Genomic DNA, 18,187 nt, shown 5'->3' with positions numbered 1-18,187 from the left:
TCTGCTATTTACAGCTTCTTATATTAGCGTTATTGCTCTGCAAAAATCTCTCTGGGGGGGGTATACTGGGAAACTCAAAGAGTATCTTACTGAGATATCTAACTTCCAGCAAGAGTTAATGTCTTGATTCTTCACAATTCTCGCTAATTTATTTGATAAGTTTAAGGTAGAGTCAAAGAAACCATTGTTTTGATTCTTAATTCCTTGATTGAAAATAAAGGAACGACCTATGAACACTACGGTTAAATACGACATCGAAGTTATCAAGGAAGAAGCACTTCAACTTGTTAGAAAGAGACTTGTTAACCGTCAGCAGCCGATTTATACCCTGTGTAAATATATTCCTCATCGTGACTGGGTTAATTTTGAACTTGAGTTAGAAAAAAACGAATTTCTACTCAGAGATAGAATTATCGACCTACTCAATCATGAATCTTGGGAAGATGATACAGGCTGCATCTAGAAGCAGTGCCCCATTCGCAGTATCCCGATAAAATCAAAATTAAAAATTCATTATTTCATGCATTTAAAACCCTCGAATTAAGTCGGGGGTTTTAAACAAGATAGGACTTACACAAAACTACATATTGTAGGGACAATACCCTGCGGGAAGCCGCTTTGCGTCTACATGAATTGCCTCTACCAGAGAATCAGGGTTTTGACTATTGTTTGCGTAAGTCCTAGAAGAGATTATTGAAGTCAACAATAAATCTTAATGAATGGGTTAGGTGCTGGAGAATAGCAGAAAACCAGTGCTAGCGTTATTACGAATTACGAATTGTTAATGGCTGACTAGAGGCAAGGCATCTATTAGCCATTCCTATGTAGAGGCGATAAATGAGATAACAATCGAAAATCAAGCTTTTTTAGACTTGATATTTCTAGCTGTGTCAGTTAATACCTCATGGTTGAACTATAGCCTTACACTTTATGACAATTACTTGCCAAATTATTGAGAGCTAAATGATACTAAAACAATCACAGTAAGTTGAGATTAGGCAGATAAATCTTGTAGCCCTATCCATTCTTTGATAGGTTGCCATTGGCTTGCGTAAACAGTATTATTTCTACATTTTTCTTTTTGAGGCTTCCTAGGTATTTTCCCTATGACAGCTTCGGTGAATAAACTGGATTCGTTCAGGTTATAAACTGGCATTTCTTGCCAGCAGTGGCGACAAAACCAGTAACTATCTGCACCGCGTATATGTTCTAAAAGTAAGCTTGAACAGCAAGGACAGTAATTCATATTTTTCTCAAACCTGTTAATAAAAGTGTTATTGCAAATCAGAGTAGTCAGTTGACAAGCACGTAGATATTTAAAACAACTTGTTTATATTTTGACTATAGTTTAAAAAAATGAGTAACTTGTGAGGAAATTTAAGATACTTAATATTTTTGCAATATTTATACATACTTTTTAAGTAATAACTTTAGGCTATTGAGAAATTCTCTAATTATCTATAAATATGGGACTTAAGAGCAGCCTTACTGGTGGCGTGCAACTCGCTATGATTGATTGACATCCTCACCTCCGTGTTCGCCCCGTTCGCGCAGCGTCTCCGTCAGGAGAAGGGTACGCACGGTGATTCTGGAGTAATGAGTAATAAGTAATAAGTAATGAGTAAATACCCATTTTTTATCCACTCATTACTCATTACTCCTTACTCATTACTTTAAAGCCGTGCTGGATGGTTACTGAGCGTAGCCGAAGTAAACACGGGGTTTTAAACCCATTTTTCTGATAAAAATGTCAAACCCTTTTCCTTTAAGGCTTCTGTCTCTTGAAAGTGTGGCTGGAGCCTTATCAATAAAAGCCAAAAGTAGAAATGTTCGGGAGTAAGATTTTAATCTTTACACTCTTCAATTAATTTCAAAGATTTCATACTCATAAGACTACCAAGACCATCAATTAAGGTAATCTCTTGAGATAGATGATCTGCTATCTCTAATTTGACAATAGAATGAGTTTAGCAATTCTAAAATTCTATCTACTTCCTGGTTTAGTTACTAACTTGTATCGTATCGCCTGTGTTAGGTCTTGTAAGGTTTACAGCGCAAATAGTTGATTTATTAGCAATTGCAGCAGAATAATTATTGATTTTCAACAATTTACTTACTCTAGCTTTTATTATTTCGTACTGATATCAAAAAGATCATTAGAATTGACGAATTAACTATGCGATTCAACGATCCTCTGATTAACATACCTAGCTTAAATAATGTTATTAATCGTTCTCCCTTAACGATTAGCATTGATAGTTTTGTAGTCGAAGCTATTGCCTTAATGAGTCAAGAAATAGCTAGCAATTATGCACCTATTAGTTTAAATTCATTAGATTTAGGCTTTAGAACTCAACCACTAACTAGTTGCATCTTCGTTTTGGAGGCAGGAAGATTATTAGGTATTTTTACAGAAAAGGATGTAATCAAACTTATAGCTTCTGGAGTAGACTTATCCACGCTAACAATGGCTGAAGTGATGACGCAGCCAGTAGTTACCCTTAGACAATCAGATTCTAATGATATTTTCATTGCCTTGTCATTATTGCGTCAGCATCAGACTGACTATTTGCCCGTTTTGGACGATCGCGGGCAATTACTAGGAATCATTACCCAGACTAGCTTACTACAAGCATTTGACTTGGTAAAAATGGTTGGGGTCGTTGAAGGCTTACAGCAATATTTACAAAAACCCACAGATGAATTCAGGCGGGTTAATCAGCCAATTGAGATAGAGCAAGTCCGCAGCCAAACTCAAAATCACTTAAAAGCATGGGTTGAGTCCCAATCGGCTGAAATCATGCAAGTGAATCAGGAACTTCAGCTAGCTCTCGAAGAACTCCAAGTAGTGGAAGAAGAACTACGCGAACAAAACGAAGAGTTGTCTCTTGCCCGTGAGCTAGTAGAATTGGAGCGCCAACGTTACCAGGATTTGTTTGAATTTGCTCCAGATGGTTATTTGGTAACTGATGTCGCAGGGATTATCCAAGAGGCTAATCGAGCGGCAGCAACCATGCTGGCTGTCCGGCAAAAATATTTGCGAAACAAACCATTAATTTTATTTATTGCTCATCAAGACCGTCAGGCTTTTAACGCCCGACTAAATAATTCGCAGCAGTTACAGGAGTGGGAAATTTCCCTAAAACCGCGCGGAGGCAAAGCTTTTCCGGCTAGCATTAGAGTTGCTGCCATGTACGATTCACAAGGGCATCTTGTTGGCTGGCGCTGGTTACTTTGCGATATTAGCGAACGTCAACAGACAAAGGAAGCACTGCGCCAAGCTTACGATGAATTAGAACAACGAGTAGCGGAACGGACAGCAGAACTTGCCATGTCCAACGTTTTGTTGCAACAAGAAATTAGCGATCGCCAACGCGCAGAACTTGCATTACGGCAAAGCGAAAACCTTTATCGCCAACTAGTGGAAAGTCAACTTGACGTAATTATCCGCATTGATTTGCAGGGACAGATTACCTTTGCTAACATGGCTGCCTGTCAAACCTTCGGCTGGAAACAAGATGAGTATCATGGTCAGTCATTTTGGCAATTTTTTCACCCAGATGACTTGCCTCAAGTGATGGAGAATATCACAGCTTTAGGATCTTCATCCCAACCCTTGACTAATTCTGAGCGACTGATATTTACAGTTAAAGGTATTCGTTGGTTTCAATGGAATGCGATCGCAATTCATAATGACAAAGGGGAAGTTGTTGAAATTCAAGGGGTAGGCAGAGATATTACCGAACAGCAAGCCGCGTTACAGCAACGCCAACTTGCCGAAGCTGCACTACACCAAAGCGAGGAAAAATTTCGCACTTTTGCCGAAAATACCCATGCAGTCATCTGGATTGCCAGCCCAGATTCATTCCGAACTTTGTACGTTAGTCCTGCCTATGAAAAAATTTGGGGTCGCTCTTGCCAAAGTCTATTGGAGCAACCTGAGTCCTGGATAGACAACGTTTATCCAGACGATCGCGATTGCTTAACTATTGCAGCAAAGCAACAGCTTATTAGTGAGTTGGTTTCAATAGAATATCGAATTTTGCGACCTGATGGATCGATGCGCTGGATCTGGGATCGGGGCTTTGCTATCTATGATGACCAAGGAAAAGTTCAGTACTATGGTGGTATCGCCGAAGATATCACCGAGCGTAAATTGGCAGAAGAGTCATTGCGAGAAAGTGAAGCGCGATTGAGTTTAGCTACCGAAGCAGCCCAAATGGGCATCTGGGATCGGAACCTGATCACCAATACTGGTATTTGGTCTGCCAATATGGGGCCACTTTATGGTCTACCGAGCAACACCTTCTGTCCAAGCCTTGAAGATTATTTCAATTTAATCCATCCAGAAGACCGGGAATCTGTGGCTGTGAATATAGCTCGGATGATTGCGGAAGGACAGGGATCTATAGAGTATCGGATTATCTGGCCCGACGGCAGCCTACACTGGTTAAACTGCAAAGGTCAGACTTACTATAACGAAATTGGTCAACCGATTCGGATGATCGGCACAAATAGGGATGTCACTGAGCGCAAGCTGGCGGAACAAAAAATTTCCGAACAAGCCGCTCTACTTGATATCGCCACCGATGCCATATTAGTTAGAGATTTCCAATCTCAAATATTAGTTTGGAATAAAGGTGCAGAGCGGATGTATGGTTGGCTCTCTACAGAGGTTATAGGAAAAGACCTCCGGAAAATTTTGTACCCAGCAGGAACCCAGCATCAACTGGAAGTACCGCTAAAAAGTGTAATTGAGAGTGGCTCGTGGCAAGGTGAGTTATCTAAAGTGACAAAATCCGGTAAAGAAATTGTTGTGCAAAGCCGATGGACATTGATGCGCGATCCTGAAGGAAAACCTAAATCTATCCTGAGTGTTGACACTGACATCACCGAAAAGAAACAACTTGAAGAACAGTTCTTTCGCGCTCAACGATTGGAGAGTATTGGTATCCTTGCAGGTGGTATTGCCCACGATTTAAACAATATATTGACACCAATTTTGGCAGCAGCCCAATTGATCCAAGGAAAATTTTTCCAAGATGAAGAGCGGTCTGGACAACTGCTAGCACTTGTAGAAAGCAACGCCCAACGTGGAGCAGCTTTAGTGAAGCAAGTCTTGTCATTTGCGCGAGGATTTAAAGGAGAGCGGATAATTATCCAAGTTAAGTATCTGATTTCAGAAATTACCCAAATCGTTAAAGAAACATTTCCCAAATCTATTGAATTGTCCACGATTATCCCAGAAGACACTTGGGCTATCACTGGGGACATCACACAGCTGCATCAAGTGTTGATGAATCTGGTAGTAAATGCCCGCGATGCTTTACCAGATGGTGGCAAGATCACAATTTCTGTAGAAAATAAGTTTATTGATGAAGCTTACACCAGAATGAATCTCGATGCCCAAGTTGGGCATTACATTATGATTACCGTTGCCGATAACGGAGTTGGGATACCGCCAGAAATATTAGATAGAATTTTTGAGCCATTTTTCACTACAAAAGAAGTCAACACAGGTACAGGACTCGGACTTTCAACAGTGTTAGGCATCATTAAAAGCCATGCCGGTTTTATCAAAGTGTCTACCAATGTTGGTAAAGGCAGCAAATTTGACCTGTTTTTACCAGCAGTGGAAGCAACTGAAGCGTTCAAGATAGAAGACCTAGATGTCCTTCCAGGAGAGGGAGAATTGATTTTAGTTGTAGATGATGAAGCACAAATTAGAGAAATTACTGCAATCATTTTAGAAAACTATAACTATAGGATACTAGCTGCCAGCAATGGCATAGAAGCGATCGCACTCTATGCCCAATACAAGCATCAAATTAATGCCGTGTTGATGGATATAATGATGCCGGAGATGGACGGAATCACCGCTATTCGCACCCTGCAAAAAATGAACAACCAGGTTAAAATTATTGCCTGTAGCGGACTGAACTCGATGGAAATATTTGCTCAAGCTTCTGATGCTAATGTGAAAGCAGTTTTATCAAAACCCTATACGGCCAGAGAATTATTGAAAAGTTTACACAACTTATTTAGAGGCAGTGCTGAGTTATGAGCTAGGAGTAGGTATTGTGTATTGGTAAGAATTAATTCTCAATGCCCTATCCCTCACAAGTTCCTCAAATTGTTTTCTTAAATTTAGAGGGTGGCCAACATTGATAAAATGGGATAAATGTAGCTAATGAATATTGTTAGGAAGATTAACGATCAATTAGCGATCGCTGGACAAATTACACTAGACCAGCTCAAACAAATAGCTGATGAGGGTTATAAGTCTGTACTAAACTTACGTTTACCCGATGAAACAGGCTTGTTAGCTGACGAACAGGAGAAGACTGAGTTTTTGGGATTATACTACGTTAACTTCCCAACCAAAACTGAAGACATTAATCATCAAAGTATGCTCCAGATATATCAAACGATCGCGGAATTACCCAAACCGACTCTGATACATTGTGATAATTCAATTCGTTCCGCCGCAATAGTATTGTTGTATATCGCTATCAAACAGGGCATAACTTTTGAAAAAGCCCTGCAAAAAGTTATTACTTTAGGCTTGATATAATTATAAATTAAATTTATTTTTAATATAAAGAATTCAGGATTAAGAATTAATAATTAATTCGGTGCAAAAACCCCCACATCGCTAGCGCTACACTATCAGTTATGGATCGGAATTCTCTATTCTCTTGATTCCTATAGCGGTTCTCGAATGGAAGCAATACAGTTTGACCTCTCTCCTAAAAGGAGAGAGGCTTTGAATTTTACTCCCCTTCCCTTATAGAGAAGGGGCTGGGGGTTAGGTCTGTATTGCACTCAACTGATAACCGCTATAATTCCTGAATTCGGAATTCTTCTTCAATAATTTAAATTTTTCAGCATATTTAAAACCTGAGAAGAAGCTTGACCACTAGAGCTAGTCACAGAAGATTTGATATTTGCTTGGCTCTGATTTTTTGTAGATGTAGACGAATTTGAAACCTGGCTATTGTCTTTAATTAAACGGCTGTAAGTTCGTTGGGGAATAAAGTGGAGTGGATTGTAACCAACGAAACGCAAAATTAGTACACAAGCCCAGGAATATCGACCATCACTAATGGCTTCCATAACTTGCTCTAATTGTTCTGGACTAATGGCTTTGTGAAAATTTTTCCCAGAAGAAGAAATGTGGTAGTTCATAGCTAACCTGATGTAAGTTATCTAAATCGAGGTGTATCAGTTTATGCCACCATAAGCTGTTGCTTGAATTGGGCTGAGTAGTATGTCTGCAATACAACGACGACGGATGATAATTTTAGCAGTGACTGTTTTACCAGCCTTTAATCTGCTTACATTTGGTTTGATTATGCTAAAACTTGCTGGATTTAACTTATTTATGGAGTAATTTTCTACTAGCGATCGCTCAAATTTGGCTGTATTGCTTGACCGAGAATAGTGTTTTATGCCTGATTAAGAACTAACTACTATACATAGAATAATCTGTCTTTGCTGTTACTCCAGCCAAATTGACAGTTTTTTTAATTGGGGATTAGGTATGGAATCAAACAAAAAGTTCTTCTCTGCTCACAAATGACAAATGACTAACTCCCTCATCCCATAGATTTGAAGTCCTCGCAAGGTTTCATCCCATAGCTAGACGCGCGTGGTCTTTATAGTTACCTACTATTAGGTGGGAAATGTACCTCACGGAACCGGAGACTGGAGAAAAGAATGAGGTCGTGGACTAGCTAAAGTTTTGGAATTCGTCATCATGTATGAACTAGTTCAAGCTGTCTTCAACGGTGATGAAAAAACTGCTCTACATCAGTTGATTTATACGTTGAGTGCTTCAGGTAAGCGTTACTTACTAAGAAATGAGATTTTGCAAGCTTTTGCCGATTACTGTCATGAATCCCAAAAGCCAGCCTATTTTTACCACTCTTCTTCTATTGGCAAACTGATACAGTACACTCACGAAATAATTATTGAACAAGAAAGTACTTGGTTCGTGATTCGACCCACGATTGCTAACCAGGAAGTTTGGCGATTGACAGCCAATTTGGATAGCTTCGAGCAGATGACGCAACAAGCGCTGTTAGATGTAAGAGATCGCCTAGTCAACCGCTACCAACCCGGTATCCTCGAAATTGACCTCCACCCCTTTTACGAGGATTCTCCAAGAATTGACGACCCCAGAAATATTGGTCAAGGTTTAGCCTACCTTAACCGTTACCTGTGCAATCAATTGTTGGCTGACCCCGAATATTGGGTAGAAATGTTGTTTAAAGCATTACAGGGGCTACAACATGATGGGATTCGGCTGCTGTTGAGCGATCGCATTCCCTCCGGTATTCATTTAGCCAAACAAATTAAGCTAGCGCTCAAATTACTGAATGAGCGATCGCCTGATGAACCTTATGAAAAATTCCGCTTAGACCTCCAAGAACTCGGCTTTGAGCCAGGTTGGGGTAACACTGCGGCGCGAGTCTCCGAAACCCTAGAACTCCTCGACCGACTGATTTACTCTCCAGAACCGGGCATATTAGAAGCATTTGTGGCCCGCGTCCCCGCCGTTTTTCGTGTCGTCCTCATTTCCATCCACGGCTGGGTTGGACAGGAAGATGTTGTCGGAAGAGATGAAACACTTAGTCAAGTTATCTACGTCCTCGAACAAGCTCGCAGCTTAGAAAACGAACTGCGCGAACAAATCAAACTCGCCGGACTAGACCAGCTAGGTATCAAACCCCATGTAATTATTCTCACCCGACTAATTCCTAACTGTGAAGGGACATTTTGCTACCTGCCCCTAGAAAAAGTCGAAGATACTGAAAATGCTTGGATATTGCGCGTTCCTTTTGGTGAATTCAATCCAGAAATTACTAACAATTGGATTTCTAAATTTGAGATTTGGCCTTATTTAGAACAATTTGCTTTAGATGCAGAAAAAGAATTACTAACTCAATTCAAAGGTAAACCTAATCTTCTTGTTGGCAATTACAGCGACGGTAACTTAGTAGCTTCTCTTTTATCTCGCCGGATGAAAGTTACCCAGTGCAATATTGCCCATTCTTTAGAAAAGCCTAAATATCTATTTAGTAATTTATATTGGCAAGATTTAGAAAATCAATACCACTTCTCTGCACAATTCACTGCTGATTTAATTAGCATGAATGCAGCCGACTTTATCATCACATCCTCCTATCAAGAAATTGTCGGCACACCAGACACTATAGGTCAATACGAATCGTATAAATGCTTTACTATGCCGCAGTTGTATCACGTAGTTGATGGGATTGATTTGTTTAGTCCCAAATTCAACTTAGTACCACCGGGAGTAAATGAAAGTATTTTCTTTCCCTATAGCCAGAAAGAAAACCGAGATTCTAACCTTTGTACAGAAATTCACGACTTACTCTTTAACCGCGAAGATACCCAAATATTGGGTCATTTAGATAGCCCTAATAAGCGACCAATCTTTTCCGTTAGTTCCATCAGTTCAATCAAAAATCTTGCGGGATTAGCTGAGTGCTTTGGTCAAAGTCAGAGGTTGCAAGAGCATTGTAACTTGATCCTCTTGAGTAGTAAACTGCATCCTGATGAAGCTACAAACCCAGAAGAAGCAGAAGAAATCCAAAAACTCCACAATATTATTGATGAATATCATCTCCATAGTAAGATTCGCTGGCTGGGGATGCGTATTTCTAGCAGCAGCCTTGGCGAAGCCTACCGAGTAATTGCAGATTGTCAGGGAATTTCTGTCCACTTTGCCCGCTTTGAATCCTTTGGACGGAGCATTTTGGAAGCAATGATTTCTGGCTTGCCAACTTTTGCTACTCAATTTGGCGGTTCTTTAGAAATTATCGAAAACCAAGAGGAAGAATTTAATGTTAATCCTACAGATTTGTTAGAAACAGCAAAGAAAATTTTAGATTTTATTGACCAATGCAATACTCATCCTGAACATTGGTACGAAGTTTCAGAGTGGATGAGTCAGCGAGTTCATAACCGATACAATTGGCATTTACATAGTAATCAATTACTACTACTGGCAAAAATGTTTACTTTTTGGAACTTTGTTGCACCAGAAAATAACGAAGCCAGAGATCGCTATATGGAAACATTATTCCATCTCATTTATAAACCTAGAGCCGAAAAGATTTTAGAAAAGCACATGGGGGCTAATTCGTAATTGTGACTGGATGGGGATTTTGAGTCTATTAGGAGGTGTTAGAGGATGTTTGAAAAGTCTGTAGTAGTGTATCAAATATTTTTACCCCACCCTAACCCTCCCCTTTCCAAGGGGAGGGAACTGGATTTTCCGGTTTCCCCCCTTTATAAGGGGGGATTAAGGGGGGTAAAAATGTGATTAATCACAACACATCACTTTTCAAACAACCTCTTACAAATTGAAACATTAGGCTCAAATAAGTAATTAATCCACTTCTAAACTCCGTTAATCCACCTCTAAATCAAATTTCCCAATTTCCAATACTTCAGCTTCTCTACGAGACGCTACGCGTTAAGCGAAGCTATGCCGTAGGCTTTACGCTCAGTACAAGTTCCCAATTCCCAATTCCCAATTCCCTACTCCCCACTTTATGCAAACAAAAGACCGTTCTCGCCATTTTATTTACACAGACTGGATATTAATCGAAACCCAGTTTGATCCTGACCAATTGCAATCTAAAGAAACCGTCTTTACAATCGGTAATGGCTACTTGGGAACAAGAGGTAGTTTTGAGGAAGGGTATCCTCATTCATTACCAGCTACTTTTATCAACGGTGTCTACGACGATGTGCCGGTAGTTTACACGGAACTGGTAAATTGCCCTGACTGGCTACCCTTGATAGTAATTGTGAATGGCGATCGCTTCCGTCTCGATCAAGGTGAGGTATTGAGCTACGATCGCCAACTCGATCTCCGTCAGGGATTAGTCATCCGGGCTTTGCGTTGGCGTTCTCCTAGTGGAAACACCATAGACATCAGCTTTGAACGCTTTGCCAGTCTCGCAGATCCACACGTGTTGGCGCTACGCTGCCATTTAACGCCAATAGATTTTGATGGGTTAATCGAAATTCAAGCAAGTATCAACGGCTATCCTGAAAATCAGGGTTTCAATCACTGGGAAGGACTAGATCAGGGCAAAACTGACCAGGGAATCTGGTTGCAACGCCGCACCCGCCACTCCCGAATTGAACTTGGTATGGGAGCTAAGGTGACAATATTAGGTGCTGAAGCATCTTTGCAAGTCAATACTGCACCTGGTTATCCAACCTTAAGCACTACTTTCTTAGCTAAGACGCAACAGACCGTAACAGTAGAAAAATTAGTGACAGTTTTTACCTCACGTGAGATTGATACCCCAGTCTCAGCCGCTCAAGAAAAACTCGCACACCTCCCAGACTACGCAACACTACAAAAAGCCAATCAGCAGGCATGGGATGAGGTTTGGCAGCAAAGTGACATCCTGATTGAGGGGGATAGCACAGCAACTTTTGCTGTTCGCTACAATCTGTTTCAGCTGCTGATTGCTGGCGCACGCAATGATGATCGGGTGAGCATTCCTGCTAAAACCCTTTCGGGGTTTGGCTATCGCGGTCATATATTTTGGGATACAGAAATTTTTATGCTGCCCCTATTTATATTTACCCAGCCAACGATCGCTCGAAACTTACTTACTTACCGTTGGCACACCTTACCAGGAGCTAGACGCAAAGCGGCCCATTACGGCTATAAAGGGGCAATGTTTGCCTGGGAAAGTGCTGATACTGGAGATGAAGTAACACCACGTTGGGCACTCGGAAATGATTTTTATGGTGAAGACGTGCGGATTTGGTGTCGCGATCGCGAAATTCATATCAATGCAGATATCCCCTACGCCGCTTGGAATTATTGGCAAACCACTGGTGATGATGAGTGGATGCAAAAGTGCGGCGCAGAGATCATCTTAGATACCGCTATCTTCTGGGCCAGTCGGGTAGAATTCAATCCTGAGCGTCAACAGTATGAAATTCGCGGCGTGATCGGAGTGGATGAATACCATGAACTCGTTCACAACAACGCCTTTACAAACCGGATGACGCAATGGCATTTAGAGAAAGCGATCGCAGTCTATGATTGGTTGGTTCAAAAATTCCCCGAACGAGCCAGAGAATTAGAAGAAAAACTACAACTCACCGTCCAAGAGCGATCGCACTGGCAAGATATTATCAACAAAATATTGTTTCTCTATGACCCATTAACAGAACTCATTGAGCAGTGCGAAGGGTTTTTCCAATTAGAAGATATAAATTTAGCAGACTACGAACCACGCGATCGCTCTATGCAACCGATCTTGGGTGTTGAGAAAATCAACAAATATCAAGTAATCAAACAACCAGATATATTGATGCTTCTTTATTTAATGCGAGAATCAGCAGATTTTCCCTACAGCGAAAAAGCATTGCAGGCAAACTGGGATTACTACGCACCCCGTACCGATATTACTTATGGTTCCTCCCTTGGCCCAGCAGTTCACGCCATCTTAGCTTCCGATTTGGGCAAATCAACCGAAGCTTACGAAGTTTTTCTGCACGCATTAATGGTGGATCTTGAAGATAACCGAGGTAACACCAGCGATGGAATTCATGGTGCTAGTGCTGGTGGCATTTGGCAAGCTGTAATTTTTGGATTCGGTGGCATCCAAATCACCGAAAATGGCCCAGTAGCTAACCCCCATCTGCCTGATGGCTGGACGCGCCTAAAGTTTAAACTGCATTGGGGCAATAAATGGCACGATTTCGATCTTCGCAAGGGACAAATCCCCCAAGATATAACTCGTCAACTAGAATATCTCCAACTTTCCCTATCCCCAAATCCCACAAATGAGGCAGGGGGCAGGGGGCAGGAGAAAGGAGGCAGGAGGCAGGGGGCAGGGGGCAGGGGGCAGGAGGCAGGGGGCAGGAGTGATTCTTCTTTATCTGTCTCATCTTCCCCAATCCCGAATTCCCAGTCCCTCAACATCCAAGGATTCATTTTCGATTTAGATGGTGTGCTGACAGATACAGCAGAACTTCATTATCTAGGTTGGAAGAAGTTAGCAGATGAAGAGGGTATACCGTTTAATCGGCAGGATAACGAAGCGCTGCGGGGTGTGTCTCGTCGTGCTTCTCTGATGCTGATTCTTGGGGATAGACCATATTCGGAAGCACAAATCCAAGAGATGATGGAGCGGAAGAATCGCTACTATGTGGAATTGATTCAAAATATGACATCCAAGGATTTGTTGCCAGGTGCGATCGCGTTTTTGGATGAACTGCGCCAAGCTGGGATTAAAATCGGCATTGGTTCAGCCAGCAAAAATGCCCGCACAGTAATCGAGCGATTGGGCATTGCTGATAAAGTAGATGCGATCGCAGACGGTTATAGTGTACAGCAACCCAAACCAGCACCCGATCTATTTTTGTACTCAGCCAAACAGCTAGGACTTGAACCAGCACAATCTGTAGTTGTAGAAGATGCCGCAGCAGGCATTGAAGCGGCTCTAGCTGCTGGAATGTGGGCAGTAGGACTTGGCCCCGTTGAACGAGTTGGAGCCGCTCATGTTGTCTTACCCAGCCTAGAAGGTATCAAATGGGCAGATTTAAGAGCCAAATTGAGTGACATTGCCAGACAAAAACATTCAGGGACTTCCAAATAAAATTTATGAAGTGTGATGCGTATGCGTAAAACCCCTTGCGTTTAGACCAGGAGATATAAAGCTAAGATCGTCCAAGAAGGGAATCTAAAATAAAACTCAACTTTAGATATCCAAATTAGGAGTAAGAGCGTGAATTTGGACGATTTAGCCTTACAGATAGAGCTTATGCGTAAGCGCGTCGCCCTTTTGCAACGCCAGAGTGAACAGCAAAAAGCACAGGAAGATATTGAATTCATCACAGATGTATTCAAGGAACTCTACCTAGCTTTGGAAGAAATGCAAATAGCTAATGAAGACTTACAGCAACAGAATGAAGAATTATTTAACGCTCAACAGTCTTTGATAGCACAAGGTCAACGCTACCAAGAATTGTTTGAGGAAGTACCAGATGCCTATTTGGTAACTGATCCAAGAGGAGTAATTCAGGAAGCTAATTCTGCCGCCCAGAATATGTTGAACATCTCAAAGAATTTCCTGTTGGGCAAACCTTTAGGAATTTTTGTGCTTGAGAAAGAACTGATTGCTTTTCATTTGAAACTGACTCATCTGAGCGATCGCGCCGAAACTCCAGACTGGAAAATGCAAGAGTGGGAAGCAAATATGCGGCCACGTAACAAAACACCCATTGTTGCTGCGATGAAGGTGGCTGCTATCCGTAATCAACAAGGTAACTTAGTTGGTCTGCGTTGGCTATTGCGCGATATTAGCGAAAGCAAGCGCATTCAAGCCAAGCTGCAATGGGCAGAAGAGGCGATGCGACTAGCGCTTGCCAAAGAAAGAGAGTTTAGTGAACTTACATCCCGATTGCTCACCACCGCCTCTCATGAGTTTCGCAACCCTTTGGCTACCATCCACTCTTCAGCAGAACTACTAGAACATTATCGCCATCTATGGAGCGACGAGCGCCAACAGATTCACCTACGTCGCATTCAAACATCTGTTATGCATATAACCCAGTTGCTGGATGATGTACTGGTGCTGAATCAGGATGAAACAGGCAAGTTAGAGTTTAATCCAACACCCCTAAATTTGGTCGAATTTTGCCGCGATCTATTAGAAGAATTAGAACAGAGCGATCGCTCCCAACATGCGATCGTTTTTAGCAGTGAGTGCCAATGTACCTCAGCTAACCTAGACGCTAAACTACTGCGACAAATATTGACTAATTTATTCTCGAATTGTCTAAAATACTCTCCCATTGGTAGCACAGTTAAGTTTTCTGTAACCACTGCCAACGAGCGAGCTATATTCCAGACTCAAGACTCTGGTATTGGCATTCCTCCTGCTGACATTGAACACATATTTGAACCCTTCCATCGCGCCAGTAATACAGGTAATATCCCAGGAATGGGATTAGGGATGTCCATCGTCAAGCAGGCTGTAGATTTACATGGCGGCGAGATTATTGTCGAAAGTGCGATCGATGCAGGAACTACCTTTACAGTCATCCTGCCATTTTCGAGAAATTTGTATGTATAGTCGCTTGTACTAATGCTTCTTTTTATTTCTTATTAGTTGGCGATTGAATGTTCTTGCCTTCCAATGGATGCATAGACCCCCAATTTCAGGCTAACAAACTCTGACAACATTGGGTTTCAAGCTAGATATACGAAGCTTTTGAACCACTTTCAACCGAGGAAGACCGTACAATAATTAATCACTTTTATTTATTGAATTCAAAACAAAAAGTAATTGCTTCTATACTAAAAGGTATTTAAAGTAAAGTTAGCCGGTCAACAATTAGTTGATTGTAAAGTTTTTCTTAACAATAGCTTAGGGAAACAAACTCAAGGACTTTGTATATTTAAGTGTGAGTTTCAAATATTACGCCTGTGGTAATCTCTAACAAATCAGAATACGCACTTCTAGCCCTGTTAGAGTTAGCAACCTGCTACCCTAAGGGTGAAGCGCTGCAAATTCGAGAAATAGCGGTCTTACAAGATATACCAAACCGCTATTTGGAACAACTTCTGGCAACATTAAGACGTGGAGGTTTAATTAAAAGTATACGTGGAGCCAAAGGTGGCTATGTTTTGGCACGAGACCCTGGAAAGATTACAGTGTTAGATGCTTTTAGCTGCATGGAAGGGTCAGATATTGTTGTATCTGATTCTGAGCCGACTCCCAACACGGTAGAAGGTGAGCTAATTCAGGAAGTCTGGCAGGAAGCACGTCAAGCTGCTAACTCCGTTTTGGAAAAATATACACTCCAAGACCTTTGTGAACGAAGATCGCTAAGAAAGCAGAAGGAACTCATGTATTACATTTAGAAAGGGTGAAGTGGGAAAATTTTCATCCTTTGTCTTGAATTCATAGTTATTTCCGCTTTGACCATATTTAGCCTTTTTTTAGCCTACGGTGTCTACACAAGTAATAAAAATCTAGCTTGATGAGGCTTTGCTCGTTCCCATACACCGTATGGGAATGTATTCATTGAGGCTCTGGCTAAATGTATCACTAGGTCAGAGCCTCTAATCTGCTACTTCTATACAGACAAAGTATAGCTTTGGCAAAGTTGCCTTTCGTGGGTTTAGTAAGTAATCAGACGGGCATAATATAAAATATTTTTTACAAAAAATATAGTCGAAAGAAGAAAATTTTGAGTAACTAGTTCAGTTCAACTACACCTCAAGCAAGATAGTTTTGAAAAATTTGCTATCTCAATTGTCTAGTTAGACGTTTTTTGTGATGTAATCCTTATTAATATTAATAACCAGACAACATGTGAGGCTGTTATATGCCTGAAGTTAATTCTCAACAGCCCATAAATACTGCCGCTACTCTTGTGGAGAGTTATGCAGCAGGAAAACGGGACTTTAGTAAAGCAGAACTGGGTGATGCCGATTTGCAAGGCATTAACTTGAAAGGATGTGACCTGAGTTATGCTGACTTGAGTGAAGCTAACCTAAGTGGCGCTAATCTCAGGGGAACCGACCTGAGTTTCGCCGATCTCGAACAAGCTAATCTGAGGGATGCCGATCTTAGGGGAGCATTGTTGATGTCAGCGAATCTCCGCCAAGCCGATCTCAAAGGAGCAAAGCTGGAAAAAGCAGACTACGATCGCAGCACCCATTTTCCCCAAGATTTCGACCCAGTGAAAGCTGGTATGCAAATAAAAGTTGAAGATTAATTTAACAATATAACCAGTTCAAAAGAGAAGAATATTGCCCTCCTACCTCCTTCAATGACCCTACTTGCCTCAAGGTAGAAGATATTTTTGCCAAAAGAGTTGTATTTTGGTGAAAAAGCCTATCTATGAGGTTGACAATGGAGGCAAAAAGTGGAACCATCAACCGACGCGCACCATTAATTACTGCTGGGATTTTTCTTGGTGTGGGTCTTGGGGGGTTTATTGATGGAATTTTACTGCATCAGATCCTCCAGTGGCATCACATGCTTAGTAGCATTCGACCTCTGACAAACAGAGCGAATATCGATTTGAACATGGTGTGGGATGGGTTCTTTCATACCTTAGATTGGGTATTCACCGCGACTGGACTTGTGTTACTATGGCGTGCTGGACGGCGTGATGATGTTCCTTGGTCATCACAGACCTTTATTGGATCAATACTGATTGGTAGTGGGTTGTTCGACTTGGTTGAAGGTTTAATTGACCACCAAATTCTCGGTGTTCATCATGTGAAATCAGGCCCAAATGAGTTAGCTTGGGATCTAGGATTTCTGGCATTCGGTGCGCTACTTGTTGTTATCGGCTGGATAATGATAAAAAAGGAGTCATTAGTCAAGAGTCATTAGTCATTAGTCATTGGGCATTGGGCATGGGTTAATAATCATAGTTCTTCTCCCCCTGCCTCCCACACCTCCCACACCTCCCCTGCTCCCCACTCCCCCCCTATGCCTACAGATACTTTTGAAAAAACTAGCTGGAGTTGGCAGCTTTCCCAATTTCAACAACAAGCGGGAGAATGGTGGGAATACCAGTTTTACCGCTTTGAGAAAACTCTACCAGAATTGCCTAATGGATGGTCGATTAGCCCTTGGTTAGGTGAGTTGCTGAAATTTCTGTTTTGGCTGGTAATTGGCTTATTTATAGTTTGGGTAGGTTGGCAATTATGGCGGGAATTCAGCCCTTATGTATATTCTTGGCTGAATAGAAGTGGAAATCTGACTGATTTTCGTGCAAAAACTCGCTCTAATGAGTCATCCATAGCACTTTTGTTGGAGCGATCGCAAGAATTTTATCGTCAAGGTAACTACCGTGAGGCTTGCCGTTGTGTCTATTTAGCAATGTTGCAGCAGTTGCATCAAAAAGCGATCGCACCCCACAAACTCAGCCGTACAGATGGAGAATATCTGCAATTACTGCGATCATCTGTAACTCCCATACAGCCTTACGAAACTTTAATTACCACTCACGAACAATTATGTTTTGGGGATGCCGAGATTTTGCCAGACAATTATGAGCAGTGTCGGCAAGCTTATCGGGAAATTTCCCCAGAATGAAAAAGGGGCTTACAGCCTGCTGTGCGCCCCTACTATCTATAATTTTTTTTCAGATT

General features: G+C 41.5%; 13 protein-coding genes. 11 read left to right on the top strand and 2 right to left on the bottom strand.

What is annotated here, in order from left to right:
• Positions 1-229 precede the first annotated feature (229 nt).
• The gene (locus tag ACFFRD_RS09035; RefSeq protein WP_114084653.1) at positions 230-463 is read left to right on the top strand and encodes a DUF4327 family protein; all 234 of its coding nucleotides are present in this window, start codon (positions 230-232) and stop codon (positions 461-463) included.
• Positions 464-994: 531 nt separating this feature from the next.
• Here ACFFRD_RS09035 and ACFFRD_RS09030 read toward each other — a convergent pair.
• On the bottom strand, positions 995-1,246 hold the full coding sequence (locus ACFFRD_RS09030; protein WP_114084654.1) for a hypothetical protein: 252 nt from the start codon (positions 1,244-1,246) through the stop codon (positions 995-997).
• A 930-nt stretch (positions 1,247-2,176) separates the two neighbouring features.
• Between ACFFRD_RS09030 and ACFFRD_RS09025 the strand changes: the two genes are divergently transcribed.
• Both ACFFRD_RS09025 and ACFFRD_RS09020 read left to right on the top strand, forming a co-directional pair.
• Complete coding sequence (locus ACFFRD_RS09025; RefSeq protein WP_392481219.1) at positions 2,177-6,064, top strand: PAS domain S-box protein; 3,888 nt, start codon at positions 2,177-2,179, stop codon at positions 6,062-6,064.
• A 126-nt stretch (positions 6,065-6,190) separates the two neighbouring features.
• Complete coding sequence (locus tag ACFFRD_RS09020) at positions 6,191-6,574, top strand: beta-lactamase hydrolase domain-containing protein (RefSeq protein WP_392481218.1); 384 nt, start codon at positions 6,191-6,193, stop codon at positions 6,572-6,574.
• Between the two features lie 293 nt (positions 6,575-6,867).
• On the opposite strand, the gene ACFFRD_RS09015 is transcribed toward ACFFRD_RS09020, so the two are convergent.
• The gene (locus ACFFRD_RS09015) at positions 6,868-7,188 is read right to left on the bottom strand and encodes a HetP family heterocyst commitment protein (RefSeq protein WP_179073493.1); all 321 of its coding nucleotides are present in this window, start codon (positions 7,186-7,188) and stop codon (positions 6,868-6,870) included.
• A gap of 82 nt (positions 7,189-7,270) precedes the next feature.
• On the opposite strand from ACFFRD_RS09015, the gene ACFFRD_RS09010 reads away from it, so the two are divergent.
• The 8 genes from ACFFRD_RS09010 (at position 7,271) to ACFFRD_RS08975 (ending at position 18,131) form a co-directional block, all read left to right on the top strand.
• Entirely contained in the window at positions 7,271-7,393 is a 123-nt protein-coding gene (locus ACFFRD_RS09010; protein ID WP_265578552.1) for a hypothetical protein, read from the top strand.
• Between the two features lie 366 nt (positions 7,394-7,759).
• Positions 7,760-10,177: a sucrose synthase gene (locus tag ACFFRD_RS09005; RefSeq protein WP_392481217.1), complete on the top strand. Its 2,418-nt coding sequence runs from the start codon at positions 7,760-7,762 to the stop codon at positions 10,175-10,177.
• Between the two features lie 409 nt (positions 10,178-10,586).
• Positions 10,587-13,667 (top strand): beta-phosphoglucomutase, encoded by a 3,081-nt coding sequence (gene pgmB / locus ACFFRD_RS09000; protein ID WP_392481215.1) that lies wholly within the window; start codon positions 10,587-10,589, stop codon positions 13,665-13,667.
• A gap of 129 nt (positions 13,668-13,796) precedes the next feature.
• Positions 13,797-15,146 (top strand): ATP-binding protein, encoded by a 1,350-nt coding sequence (locus tag ACFFRD_RS08995; RefSeq protein ID WP_190961096.1) that lies wholly within the window; start codon positions 13,797-13,799, stop codon positions 15,144-15,146.
• 353 nt (positions 15,147-15,499) lie between these two features.
• Complete coding sequence (locus tag ACFFRD_RS08990; RefSeq protein ID WP_012411254.1) at positions 15,500-15,937, top strand: Rrf2 family transcriptional regulator; 438 nt, start codon at positions 15,500-15,502, stop codon at positions 15,935-15,937.
• Between the two features lie 467 nt (positions 15,938-16,404).
• Positions 16,405-16,797, top strand: coding sequence for a pentapeptide repeat-containing protein (locus ACFFRD_RS08985; RefSeq protein WP_190934688.1), 393 nt, complete (start codon positions 16,405-16,407; stop codon positions 16,795-16,797).
• 137 nt (positions 16,798-16,934) lie between these two features.
• On the top strand, positions 16,935-17,423 hold the full coding sequence (locus tag ACFFRD_RS08980; RefSeq protein WP_392481214.1) for a DUF2243 domain-containing protein: 489 nt from the start codon (positions 16,935-16,937) through the stop codon (positions 17,421-17,423).
• Between the two features lie 99 nt (positions 17,424-17,522).
• The gene (locus ACFFRD_RS08975; RefSeq protein WP_392481213.1) at positions 17,523-18,131 is read left to right on the top strand and encodes a DUF4129 domain-containing protein; all 609 of its coding nucleotides are present in this window, start codon (positions 17,523-17,525) and stop codon (positions 18,129-18,131) included.
• Positions 18,132-18,187: the final 56 nt, after the last annotated feature.

Origin of the sequence: Nostoc sp. C110 (assembly GCF_043099725.1) — a bacterium.
GTDB lineage: Bacteria > Cyanobacteriota > Cyanobacteriia > Cyanobacteriales > Nostocaceae > Nostoc > Nostoc muscorum_A.
This window is presented reverse-complemented; position numbering and strand designations above follow the sequence as displayed.